The 12,810-nt window shown below is 55.1% G+C and carries 9 protein-coding genes; 5 read left to right on the plus strand and 4 right to left on the minus strand.

The genetic code is table 11. The annotated features are described in order from the left end of the window. The first annotated feature begins 3 nt into the window (after window positions 1–3). Genes kdpB through kdpE form a run of 4 tightly spaced genes read left to right on the plus strand, consistent with a single transcriptional unit; the run spans window position 4 to window position 5,962 of the window. The gene (kdpB, locus tag PMPD1_RS10035) at window positions 4–2,013 is read left to right on the plus strand and encodes a potassium-transporting ATPase subunit KdpB (protein WP_435529734.1); all 2,010 of its coding nucleotides are present in this window, start codon (window positions 4–6) and stop codon (window positions 2,011–2,013) included. 11 nt (window positions 2,014–2,024) lie between these two features. After that, a complete protein-coding gene (kdpC, locus tag PMPD1_RS10040; RefSeq protein ID WP_173633904.1) occupies window positions 2,025–2,597 on the plus strand; it encodes a potassium-transporting ATPase subunit KdpC in 573 nt (190 codons plus the stop codon). 12 nt (window positions 2,598–2,609) lie between these two features. Beyond that, on the plus strand, window positions 2,610–5,297 hold the full coding sequence (gene kdpD / locus PMPD1_RS10045) for a two-component system sensor histidine kinase KdpD (protein WP_173633905.1): 2,688 nt from the start codon (window positions 2,610–2,612) through the stop codon (window positions 5,295–5,297). Continuing rightward, a complete protein-coding gene (gene kdpE, locus PMPD1_RS10050; RefSeq protein WP_173633906.1) occupies window positions 5,294–5,962 on the plus strand; it encodes a two-component system response regulator KdpE in 669 nt (222 codons plus the stop codon). Before kdpD ends, kdpE begins: the two co-directional genes overlap by 4 nt. A 64-nt stretch (window positions 5,963–6,026) precedes the next feature. On the opposite strand, the gene fumA is transcribed toward kdpE, so the two are convergent. Beyond that, on the minus strand, window positions 6,027–7,673 hold the full coding sequence (fumA, locus tag PMPD1_RS10055; protein WP_173633907.1) for a class I fumarate hydratase FumA: 1,647 nt from the start codon (window positions 7,671–7,673) through the stop codon (window positions 6,027–6,029). A 181-nt stretch (window positions 7,674–7,854) separates the two neighbouring features. Beyond that, entirely contained in the window at window positions 7,855–9,366 is a 1,512-nt protein-coding gene (locus tag PMPD1_RS10060) for an anion permease (protein ID WP_173633908.1), read from the minus strand. A 281-nt stretch (window positions 9,367–9,647) separates the two neighbouring features. On the opposite strand from PMPD1_RS10060, the gene PMPD1_RS10065 reads away from it, so the two are divergent. Further along, entirely contained in the window at window positions 9,648–10,613 is a 966-nt protein-coding gene (locus PMPD1_RS10065; RefSeq protein WP_173633909.1) for an FAD:protein FMN transferase, read from the plus strand. Window positions 10,614–10,656: 43 nt separating this feature from the next. Here PMPD1_RS10065 and PMPD1_RS10070 read toward each other — a convergent pair whose 3' ends face one another. Both PMPD1_RS10070 and PMPD1_RS10075 read right to left on the minus strand, forming a co-directional pair. After that, window positions 10,657–11,577 (minus strand): LysR family transcriptional regulator, encoded by a 921-nt coding sequence (locus PMPD1_RS10070; RefSeq protein WP_173633910.1) that lies wholly within the window; start codon window positions 11,575–11,577, stop codon window positions 10,657–10,659. A gap of 200 nt (window positions 11,578–11,777) precedes the next feature. Continuing rightward, a complete protein-coding gene (locus tag PMPD1_RS10075) occupies window positions 11,778–12,719 on the minus strand; it encodes a cupin domain-containing protein (RefSeq protein ID WP_173633911.1) in 942 nt (313 codons plus the stop codon). Window positions 12,720–12,810 lie beyond the last annotated feature (91 nt).

Genomic DNA, 12,810 nt, shown 5'->3' on the forward strand with positions numbered 1-12,810 from the left:
GCAATGTGGCGCGCCGCGTTTGTCGAGTCATTCAAAAAGCTCGATCCACGCGTGCAATACCGCAATCCGGTGATGTTCGTTGTGTACCTCGGCAGCATCCTCACCACGTTGTTGGCGATGAATCTGCTTGACGGCGCCAACGGGCAGACCGGCTTTACCGCCGCGGTTAGCCTGTGGCTGTGGTTCACGGTGCTGTTTGCCAACTTTGCCGAAGCCTTAGCCGAAGGGCGAAGCAAAGCACAGGCGGAGAGCCTGAAAGGGATTAAGCGAACCCGCTGGGCGAAAAAATTGTCAGCGCCGGTTCGTGACGCCGCGCAGCAAAATGTGGCGGCGGAAAGTCTGCGCAAGGGCGATTGGGTGTTGGTGGAGGCCGGGGATATTATTCCTTGTGATGGCGAGGTGCTGGTTGGCGGCGCCTCGGTGGATGAAAGTGCGATAACCGGTGAATCCGCGCCGGTTATTCGTGAATCGGGCGGTGATTTTGCTTCGGTAACCGGCGGCACGCGCGTGTTATCCGACTGGCTGGTTATTCAGTGCAGTGTCAATCCCGGTGAAACCTTCCTCGATCGGATGATTGCGATGGTCGAGGGCGCAAAACGGCGTAAAACGCCGAATGAAGTGGCGCTGACAATCTTATTGGTTTCGTTGACCATTGTGTTTCTGCTGGCTACCGCGACGCTGTATCCCTTTACCGCCTGGAATAGCGTGCCGGTTAGCGTAACGGTACTGGTGGCGCTGTTGGTGTGCCTGATCCCCACCACCATCGGCGCGCTATTGTCGGCGATTGGGATTGCCGGTATGAGCCGCATGTTAGGCGCGAATGTGATCGCCACCAGTGGGCGGGCGGTCGAAGCGGCGGGTGATGTCGATGTATTACTGATGGATAAAACCGGCACCATTACGCTAGGAAATCGCCAGGCCAGCCAGTTTCTGCCGGCGCACAATATCAGTGAGGAAGCGCTGGCGAATGCCGCACAGTTGGCTTCGCTGGCTGATGAGACGCCAGAAGGGCGCAGTATCGTGATTCTTGCCAAGCAGCAATTCAATCTGCGTGAGCGCGATTTAGCCAGCCTGAACGCCACCTTTATTCCGTTTAGCGCCCAAACGCGGATGAGCGGGGTCAATATCAACCAGACCCTGTTGCGCAAAGGCGCGGCTGACGCCATCCGTCGCCATGTCGAAAGCAATGGCGGTCATTTCCCATCGGAGGTTGCCGCGCTGGTGGATGCGGTGGCGCGCAAAGGGGAAACCCCGTTGGTAGTGGCACAAGACAACCGGGTGATGGGCGTGGTGGCGCTAAAAGATATTGTGAAGGGCGGAATCAAAGAGCGCTTCGCCGAGTTACGCAAAATGGGCATCAAGACCGTTATGGTCACTGGCGATAATCCGCTCACCGCGGCAGCCATCGCGGCGGAGGCCGGTGTGGATGACTTTTTATCTGAGGCGACGCCGGAAGCCAAGCTGGCACTGATTCGTCAGTATCAGGCGGAAGGGCGCATGGTTGCCATGACCGGAGACGGCACGAATGATGCGCCCGCGCTGGCGCAGGCCGATGTGGCCGTGGCGATGAACTCAGGTACTCAGGCGGCGAAGGAAGCCGGCAACATGGTGGATCTGGATTCGAACCCGACCAAGTTGTTGGAAGTGGTGCATATCGGGAAACAGATGTTGATGACCCGTGGTTCATTAACCACCTTCAGTATTGCCAATGATATTGCGAAATACTTTGCGATTATTCCGGCGGCGTTCGCGGCAAGCTGGCCGCAATTAAATGCGCTCAACGTGATGCGATTGCACTCCCCGGCATCGGCGATTATGTCGGCAGTGATTTTTAATGCGTTAATCATCGTGCTGCTGATCCCGCTGGCGTTAAAAGGGGTCGGTTACCGTCCAATGTCCGCCGCCGCGTTACTACGCCGTAATCTGTGGGTGTACGGGGCTGGAGGAATTGTGGTGCCGTTTATTGGCATTAAGCTTATCGACCTGTTACTGACCGCTATTGGTTTAGGCTGAGAGAGGATTGTATGAATCATTTACGCCCGGCTATTTCGCTGTTTATCCTGCTCTCGCTTGTCACCGGCGTGGGGTATCCGTTATTGACCACCGGCCTTGCGCAGTGGTGGTTTCCGCTCCAGGCTCGGGGCTCGTTGATGGACAGCGGTGGGCAGGTCCGTGGCTCGGCGTTGATTGGGCAGAATTTTACCCGCGCGGATTATTTTCAGGGGCGACCTTCCGCCACCGCAGACAGGCCGTATAATCCACTGGCTTCCTCAGGCAGTAATCTGGCGGTCAGTAACCCGGCGCAAGACACGGCGATTAAACAACGCGTGGCGGCACTGCGTCAGGCAAACCCGCGGGCGAATCCAACCGTTCCGGTTGAACTGGTCACGGCCTCGGCGAGTGGTTTGGACCCGCAGATTTCGCCCGCCGCCGCCGAGTGGCAAATACCACGAATTGCGCAGGCGCGTCATCTGCCGCAAGCGGCGCTACGTCGTCTGGTAGCGAAAAATACCGTGCATCCGCTGTTATGGTTTATCGGCGAGCCGGTGGTGAATGTGCTGGCATTAAATATGGCGTTGGATAAATTGCAACCGTAACAAGGAATCACGATGACGGATGAGCCCCTGCGTCCCGATCCCGATGCGCTGCTGGCGTTAGCTGGCAGCGCCGGGCGCGGAAAACTGAAAATCTATTTTGGCGCCTGTGCCGGGGTAGGAAAAACCTGGGCGATGCTACAGGAAGCGCATCGCTTACGGGCGCAGGGCGTGGATGTGCTGGCCGGGGTGGTTGAGACGCACGGCAGGAAGGAGACGGAAGCGCTGCTCGTCGGGTTGGCAAGCTTGCCGTTGCGTATTAGCGGGCGACATCATTATCCGGAGTTTGACCTCGATGCTGCCCTTGCGCGGCGTCCGGCGGTGATTTTAATCGACGAGTTGGCCCACTCGAATGCACGCGGGTCGCGACATCCGAAACGCTGGCAGGATATTGATGAGTTGCTGGATGCCGGGATTGATGTGCTGACCACGGTTAACGTTCAGCACCTGGAAAGCCTCAACGATATTGTCAGCGCCGTAACCGGTATTCGGGTACGAGAGACGGTGCCGGACCCGTTTTTCGATACGGCGACCGAGGTGATATTAGTCGACTTGCCGCCGGATGATCTGCGCCAACGGTTAAAAGAGGGCAAAATTTACGTTGGCGAGCGCGCCGAGCGGGCGATTGAAAACTTCTTCCGGAAGGGCAACTTATTCGCGTTACGTGAGCTGGCGTTGCGGCGCACCGCCGACCGGGTTGATGAGCAGATGCGCGTCTGGCGTGATACGCAGGGGCACGAAGAGAAAGTGTGGCATACCCGCGATGCGATTTTGTTGTGTATCGCTGCGGGAACCGGTAGTGAGAAACTGGTACGAGTTGCCGCTCGTCTCGCAACCCGTTTGGGCTGTGAATGGCATGCAATCACCGTCGAAACCTCCTCCTTACAGCGTAAGAGTGAGGCACATCGTCGCGCGGTCCTGCGCACTTTGCACCTTGCGCAAAACATGGGCGCAGAAACTGCCACCTTATCCGATCCCGATGAAGCCCGCGCGGTGCTACGTTATGCACGCGAACATAATCTGGGCAAAATCATTATTGGCCGTCCATCGCGGCGGCGCTGGCGTTTACCTAACCGTTTCGCCACGCGTCTTAGCCAATTAGCGCCGGATCTGGATCTGATGATTGTGGGGCTGGATGACACACCAGAACTACGTGCCGATACCGCGTCAGGCGGGCGCGGTGCGGCGGAGAAATGGCGTCAAAAATGGCGTGGCAGCCTGGCGGCGGTGGCGATGTGCGGCCTGATTACGCTCTCTTGTAAGGTGCTGTTGCCGGGGTTTTCTCCCATCAACCTGGTGATGATTTATTTGATGGGCGTGGTGTTGATCGCCATTGGTTTTGGCCGCGTGCCGTCAGTGGTGGCCGCCTTGGTGAATATCGTGGTCTTCGATCTCTTTTTCGTTGCGCCGGAAGGGACTTTCGCGGTGACGGATGCGCAGTATCTGGTCACCTTTTCTGTGATGCTGGCGGTGGGGGTAATTATCGGTAATCTCACCGCTGGCGTGCGTTACCAGGCGCGGGTGGCGCGGCAGCGGGAACAACGCGCGCGTTACCTTTATGAAGTGGCTAATGGCTTGAGTCGGGCGCGTGAGCCGGATGAGATCGCCAAAATTTGCCAGCAAGTGGTGGGCGCGGCGTTGCTATCGCGCTGTGAAATTTGGTTACCGGATAAAAATGGCGTGCTGACGGCGGCAGCGGAAAAATGGCTTAACAGTATCCCTGATCCGGCGATTGTTAAATGGAGTTTTGATAAACGGCAAGTGGCGGGCGCTGGCACCGACACCTTGCCGGGCGTGCCGTATAAAGTGTTGCCGTTGGCAGGGTCGGAACGTACGTTGGGGCTATTGATTATTGAACCTGGTAACCTCCGCCATCTGCTGATCCCGGAACAACAGCGGTTGCAAGATACGTTTATCACGCTGATTGCCGGGGCGCTGGAACGGCTGGCGTTGACCCGACGCGAACAGCAGTCGCGGCTGGCGGCGGAACGAGAAGAGCTCAGGAACGCTTTACTGGCCGCGCTGTCACATGACTTGCGCACGCCGCTGACGGTGTTATTTGGTCAGGCGGAAATTTTGACTCTGGAGCTGGCAAGCGCCGCTTCGCCGTTTGCCCCGCAGGCCAATGAGATTCGCCAGCAGACGCTCAGTACTATCCGTTTAGTGAATAATATGCTGGATATGGCGCGGATTGAATCAGACGGTTTACGCCTGCAAACCGATTGGGTCGCGCTGGACGAACTGATTGGTAGCAGTTTAACCTCGCTGGAGGCGATACTGGACGGGCACGCTGTTCACCTTGACCTACCGGAGGCAATGGTGCTGTTCAAGGCGGACGGGCCACTGCTGGAACGGGTGTTGGTGAATATTGTGGAAAATGCGCTGAAGTATGGCGGCAAACAGGTGGAAATTAGCATCAAAGCCCGAACGTTGAGCGACCAGCTACAGATTGAAATAGGGGATAATGGCCCCGGTTTGCCCGCCGGTATGGAGCAGCGGATTTTTGAAAAATTTACCCGCGGACATACCGAGTCGGCGATCCCCGGTGTAGGAATGGGGTTGGCGATTTGTCAGGCGATTATTGATATGCATCACGGTAAAATCGAGGCGGCTAATCGCCCACAAGGCGGCGCTGGATTTACCCTTACTCTCCCTTGGTCAGCGGCGCAGGCCGTGACGTCAGATCCGGAAGCACATCCGTGAAAAGCTTGCTAATTATTGATGATGAAAAACAGATCTGTCGCTTTCTGCGTAGCGCGCTGGAGAGTGAAACCATGAAAGTCTGGCAGGCGGATACGCTGGCGCATGGGCTAAGTACCGCTGCCGCGCGCAGGCCCGATCTGGTGATCCTGGATTTGGGGTTGCCGGATGGTCACGGTTTGACGTTTATTCGCGAGTTTCGCCAATGGAGTAATAAGCCGATTATTGTGCTTTCCGCACGTACCGATGAAGAGGATAAAATTGAAGCGCTGGATGCGGGCGCGGATGATTTCCTTAGTAAACCTTTTGGTGTCGGTGAGTTACAGGCGCGGGTTCGCGTGGCGTTACGGCGTAACGAAGAAGAAAAAGAGCAGCTCATTGCCTTCAGTGATATCACTATCAACCTTAGCACCCATGCGGTGACGCGCGCCGGCGAGGCGGTGCATCTCACGCCAATCGAGTTCCGCCTGTTGGCATTGTTGGTCAGTAATCCGGGCAAGATGCTAACGCAAACCCAGATTTTGAAACATGTCTGGGGGCCGCATGCCGATAACAGCCAATATCTACGGATTTATATGGGCCATTTGCGGCAGAAGCTGGAGACGCTTCCGGCGCGTCCGCGCCACTTCATTACCGAAAACGGTGTTGGTTATCGCTTTGTGGGTTAACGACTGTTGAACGGCGGTGAACGAATAGCGGCCCCTTCGGATGAAAGGGGCCGAAGGATGCGGTTTATTTCACGCAGTTACTACACTGGTTGAGTTGAATCTGACGGAAGAAGTCATTGCCTTTGTCATCCACCAGGATAAAGGCCGGGAAGTTTTCAACTTCGATTTTCCAGATAGCCTCCATACCCAGTTCAGGATATTCAACACACTCCAGGCTCTTAATACTTTGTTGCGCCAGCACCGCCGCCGGGCCGCCAATACTACCGAGATAGAAACCGCCATGCTTGTGACAGGCATCGGTCACTTGCTGGCTACGGTTGCCTTTCGCCAGCATGATCATGCTTCCGCCGTGAGCTTGCAGCAGGTCAACATAGGAATCCATTCGTCCGGCAGTAGTTGGGCCGAGCGAGCCAGAGGCGTAACCTTCCGGGGTTTTCGCCGGCCCGGCATAGTACACCGGATGGTCTTTAATGTACTGCGGCAACCCTTCGCCGTTATCAATCCGCTCTTTCAGCTTCGCGTGGGCGATATCACGCGCCACAATGATGGTGCCGCTCAGTGACAAACGGGTGGAGACCGGATATTGCGAGAGTTGGGCCAGAATGGTTTCCATCGGACGGTTCAGGTCGATATGTACCGTTTCGCCTTCGCCCTGTTGGCGTAAGGATTGCGGAATATATTGGCCTGGGTTTTGTTCCAGTTTCTCAATCCAGATACCGTCTCGATTGATTTTGGCTTTGATATTACGGTCAGCAGAACAGGACACGCCCATCCCAATTGGGCAGGATGCGCCGTGGCGCGGTAAACGAATAACCCGCACGTCATGAGCAAAGTACTTGCCGCCAAACTGCGCGCCAAGGCCGAGGTTTTGCGCCGCAACCAGCAATTCTTGCTCCAGTTGCACATCGCGGAAGGCTTGACCGTACTCGTTACCTTCGGTTGGCAGACCGTCATAATAGTGGGTGGACGCCAGCTTAACGGTTTTGAGCGTGCTTTCGGCGGAGGTGCCGCCAATGACAAATGCGATGTGGTAGGGTGGGCAGGCCGCCGTACCGAGCGTTAGCATTTTATCAATCAGGTAGTCTTTCAGTTTACCCGGGCTCAACAGCGCTTTGGTTTCCTGATATAGATACGTTTTGTTGGCTGAGCCGCCGCCTTTAGCAATGCAGAGAAATTTATATTCATCGCCATCTACGCTATATAAATCGATCTGCGCCGGCAGGTTGGTACCGGTGTTGATCTCTTTATACATATCCAGCGCGACGTTTTGCGAGTAGCGCAGGTTGTCTTCAATGTAGGTGTTATAGATACCGCGTGATAACGCCGCTTCGTCACCGCCGCCGGTCCATACGCGTTGACCTTTTTTTCCGCTAATAATCGCGGTACCGGTATCCTGACAGGTTGGCAAAATGCCTTTGGCGGCAATTTCCGAGTTACGCAGGAATTGCAGCGCCACATATTTATCGTTTTCGCTGGCCTCCGGGTCATCTAAAATGGCGGCAACCTGCCGTTGGTGCGCGGGGCGTAGCATAAATGAAGCATCGTGAAAGGCTTGCTGCGCCAGCAGCGTTAGCGCCTGTGGATCAACCTTCAACACCTCCTGCCCATCAAACTCAACCACCGACACGTGGTCACGACTCAGCAGGTAGTATTCGGTATCCTCCGGGGCGAGAGGGAAAGGGTTCTGGTAATGGAAAGGCTTATTCGACATTGTATTCTCACTTAACGAAGTACTGCCGTGCGCTGTGGCTCTGGCGCTTGGGCAATATCATTGGCGACATTTCGTTGTTGTTGTCTTGCCGCTCTGCCATAGCAACAGAGCGGCACCTTGAAGAATGGTATATTACCACGCCGGTATTCGCATCCCCTTGCGTCGTAAATTCGTATTACCCTCAGAACATCATCACCATCCACGGGTAACCAATCAGCATCAGCGCGGCGAGGAAAATGGCGCCGAAAATGGTGCCTAACCGCCAGTAATCTTTGGTTGGCAGGTAGCCACTGCCGTAATAAATCGGGCTCGGGCCGGTGCCGTAAGGCGTAATAATCCCCATCACGCCCAGCGAGGTGCTCAGCATCAGGCAGAACACCGGCATATTGATGCCCGGAATCGAGGCGGCAACGGTCAGCATCGCCGGCAGCAGCGCGGTGGTGTGCGCGGTGGTACTGGCAAACAGATAGTGCAACAGGAAGAAGGCGATCAGCAGCATCACCGCCGCAACCTGCGGGTCAATACCGTGCAGCAACTGACCACCTTCTTTACCCAGCCAGGCGATAAAGCCAACCCGTGCCAGCCCGTCCGCCAGCGCCACCAGCGTGGCGAACCAGGCGAAGGTGTTCCAGGCCGGTTTATTGCTGGTAATGTCGTTCCAGTTCAGCACCCCGGTCCACAGCATCAGCACAATCACCAGCAGCGCCGCCATCGCCGGTTCAATCCACGCGGTGGCAAAAATCCACATCAGCAGCGCACAGCACACGAACACCAGCAGCAGGATTTCATTACGCGACAGCTTGCCGAGTTTTTCCAGCTCACTGGCGGCCCAGCGCGGCACTTCATCGTTAACCTTCACTTCCGGCGGATAGAACCAGTAGGCCAGCAGCGGCATGGTGAGGATTAACAGCACGCCGAGCGGCAGGAAGGCGAGAAACCACATGCCCCACGAAATATCAAAACCGACAATGCTTTTCACCAGCGCCAGCGCCAGCAGGTTCGGCGCCAGCGCCGAGAGGAACATTGAGCTGGTAATACAGGCGGCGGTGATCGCCACCCACATCAGGTACGAGCCGATTTTACGCGCGCTGGGGTCATTCGGTTTGGAGCCGTATAACGGCGGCAGGTTGGCAATAATCGGGTAGATGGTGCCGCCGCTGCGGGCAGTATTTGACGGGGTAAACGGCGCCAGCAGCAGGTCGGCAAAAGTAATCGCATAGCCGAGCGTCAGGCTGCGCCGCCCGAGATATTTCACCAGAATCAGCGCCAGGCGGCGACCGAACTGGGTTTTATCGTAACCGGCGGCAAACATAAAGGCGCCGAAGATTAGCCAGACGGTGGAGTTGCCAAACCCGCTAACCGCCCACTTAAACGACTCGGTGGCGACTTTAAACTTGGGATCAGCTAACTCGGCCGGACTAAACAGCAGCCAGTGGCTGAACAACGCTATCGCCACCACGCCGGTCAGACCAATGACCGCGCCGGGCAGCGGTTCAAAAATCAAACCGACAATCACCCCGACAAAGATGGCAAAAAAGTGCCAGGCGTAAGGTTCCAGACCAGCAGGAACCGGCACCAGCAGCAATAACGCTGCAACCAGCACCGGAAGCACCATCAATATCAGAGGTTTTTTGCGATCCGGCGCGGTGGGAGACGACCTGGCCGGAGCATTCACAGTGGATATTTTTTTCATCGCGTTCATCTTTAAGTTGTTGAGAATGCTGTTTATGCCCGGCATCGTTTCCGATGGGATTGATAGGGTGTCGGATCAGACCAGGCCAGGCATATTAATCCGTTTGATGATGCGCCCTCCTGCCGCCTGCGGGAGGTAAACTAACCCTTAAGAGTGATGTATCCTATGATGCGAGTTTGGTATTTGTCGGTTTTGATCTGTATCAACTGAAAGCGTGGGCGGATATTTTTTAAAATCATGTTGCGGGCAAATTTAAAATGAAGCGCTGAGAAGGAAGTACGATGCCAACAGATGAACAGGTTTATGCTTACTCTACGGTAATGATGGGGTCGCCCATTTTGCTAAAACTGTTTGAACATAACCAAGCGTTAGCGGCCGCCGTGTTTGGTCTGATTAAGCGTCAGGAAGATCGGTTAACGGTAAACCGGCAACAGTCAGAAGTGATGTCCATCAATCATGCGGCAGGGCTGCATCCGGTGGCGGTCAGCCCGCCGGTTTTTAATCTGATTCAATGCGCCAAAGCGGTGAGTGTAGCGCCGGGAAGCTGTTTCAATTTTGCCATTGGCCCATTGGTAAAACGTTGGAAGATTGGTTTTCAGGGTAACAGTGTACCGCCAGTTGATGAGTTGCACTCTCTACTGCCATTAACCGATCCGCAACAGGTGGTGTTGGATGAACAGCAGCACACGGTATGGTTAAAAAAAGCCGGTATGGAGATAGATCTCGGTGCGATTGCCAAAGGGTACATTGCCGATCTGGTCAGAGACGCGTTGCGCCGGGAAGGCATTGAGCGCGCATTGATTAATTTGGGCGGGAATGTGCAAACCCTCGGTATGCCGGAGAGCGAGGGCGAGCCGGGATGGGCGATCGGTCTGAAACAGCCTTTTGCCGAAGCGGATGCGCTGATTGGCGTAATTCATGTTTGCGGTAAATCGGTGGTCACTTCCGGCATTTATGAACGCTATTTCTGGCTGGACGGGCGTTGTTATCACCATATCCTGGATGCCAAAACCGGCTATCCGCTCGATAATGAGCTACTCAGCGTGACCATCATTTCCGATAATTCTATTGATGGCGATATTTATACCACCTTGCTATACGGAATGGGGGTGGAAAAAGGGTTGGCGTACCTTGCCGCGCTGCCACAGATTGAGGCCATTTTCGTTACCCGCGATCGGCAGGTGATTTGTTCATCGCAGCATCAGTTCAGGTTTACGCTGATAAACCATGAATACCGTATAGGTTAAGCTTCCTTGCCGGCAGCTGCCCTCATCGCCGGGCAGCACAAGCCTATTGCGCCCAATAAGGCACACTACCGACTTTATCGACGATAAAATCAATGAAAGTACGCACCTTACTGGATACGGTTTTTTTACGTGGGTAAACAATCCAAATGGCGGTTTCACTGCGAAACATACTGAACTCTAGTTCAGGGAATACGCGCTGGAGTTGCTGGTCTTTCGCCACTTGCCAGGTGAGCCAATCGGGAAGCACAGCGATACCGGCGCCGGTACGGCAGGCATACAGCAGAGCCTCGCTGTCGTTTGCGCTGAAGCGGTAATTAACCGGGATCCGCGTCCACTCTTCATCTGACCCGGCATTTCGCGCATACCAGCCTTCGCCATGAAGACGTGAGAACATTAAAATTTGCAGATCTTTTTGCCCGACCGGAGAGTGCGGTGGAGTGTGTTCAGCTATCCATTGCGGGCTAGCCCATGCGTAACGTGTTTGCGGCGCGAGCTTACGCGCATGCATGGTTGAATCTGGCAAGGTGCCAATACGAATACTGACATCAATCCGTGATTCAATCAGGTCCTGGATTTCATCGCTGAAAGTAATATCCAGCGAGATTTCAGGGTGGAGCCGCAAAAACTCATCAACAAACGGCATGATATGTAGCCGCCCAAAAGCGCAGGGAACGCTGAGCCGCAGCAGGCCGGCAGGGCGTTTATTCAGCGCCGAGGTGAGGTTGCGGGCCTCTTCCCACTGTTGTAAGAGCTGGATTGCGTGGGAATAGAACAGTTTGCCCGCTTCGGTGAGCGCCAGACCGCGCGTTGAGCGGTTAAACAAGGCAATATGCAGGTCCGCCTCAAGGTCGGCAACATGGCGGGAGACGGTTGAGGTTTCAATATTGAGCGCCTTCGCCGCCGCACTAAAACTTTTTAATTCCGCAGCTCTGACAAAGGTCCCAATAGCGGCAAAATAGTTCATTATCTTTGTCGTTCCTCAATTTGCCTGCCGGAGACAGGTATAACATGACGCGAATAAGCAATTAGGGCCGCTGCCGGTAGGGGGCCGCGACCCGACTAATGTTTTAACAGTTTAATTGCTTTGCGTCATTGAGGAACGCTTTACTTTTCTGGCTGTTTAGGCCGTCTTAGCGGGGGAGCAAAGACGGCTGCCGTAGTGGTTTAGCTAAAGCGAATATCCAGCGAACGTAGCCAGGTTTGCAAACCGGCATCCTGGATGGGGATCAATTTAGCCGCGCGGTCAGATTCATTAATATGCGCATGCCAGTAGCCGGGAGGCGTAACAAATGCCATACCGGGCTCCCAGTCAACGCGAGTGGCATCGGCGATATTGCCTTGTTCATCTAACCGGGTTCCCACCAGCGAGTAACATCCTTGCGGGCAATCAACGATAAAGTCCAACGCTATTGACTGGTGACGATGCGGTTTTTGCACCGAATTTGCCGGTAACAATCCAAACATAGCCCACAGCACGTGCGTGACGGTACGGGTTTGCGGGAAGTGGCTATTGCCCAATAACACCGAGATACGGCTACGATTACCTGCTTCTTTATCTTCCGCCGCTTTCTTTAGCTCTTCTTCCGCCCGTTCTGCGCTATAGAGGGTGGCGGAGAAACGTGGCGTTACCTGAGTAACGCCAAGGTAGGCAAGTAGCGGCGCATCGTTAACGTAGTACAGCGTCAGCGTCGAGACCGCCCGCAACGTGGCTGGCTGGCCGCCCGGTAGCGCGAGGAAAGATCCGCTGTCGAGCGGAATATGTTTGCCATTTTGTTCTGCGACGCCAAACCCGCCGATAACGTAGAAAATTTGTGATGTCGCAAGCGGGTCGAGCGTAATTTTTTCTCCGCCGGTCACGCGAATAAAATTTGCCAGCAGCCCAGGGCCGGTGGCTGGCGCGGCGCAATGTAATTGGTCTGACAAATCTAACGGCACCACGCGAGTTGCGCCATGGTTATACAGCGACGCCGGAAATTGGTGATAGGGCACGCGAGAAATAATATTGGCGCCGATCGGATTCGCGGCTTTTGAATACTCATAAAACACCGCGTCGGCAGTGACATCTGCAGGATGAATAGTATGACGCTCAACGATGGAATCAGTCATTTTATAGCTCCTTATCGGGAATAAGGGGTCAATCACGCCCCTTGGGAGAGTACAAAACTACTGTAGCGTTGAGGTGAGCAACACAGTAAGG

The sequence above is a fragment of the Paramixta manurensis genome (genome assembly GCF_013285385.1).
GTDB lineage: Bacteria > Pseudomonadota > Gammaproteobacteria > Enterobacterales > Enterobacteriaceae > Paramixta > Paramixta manurensis.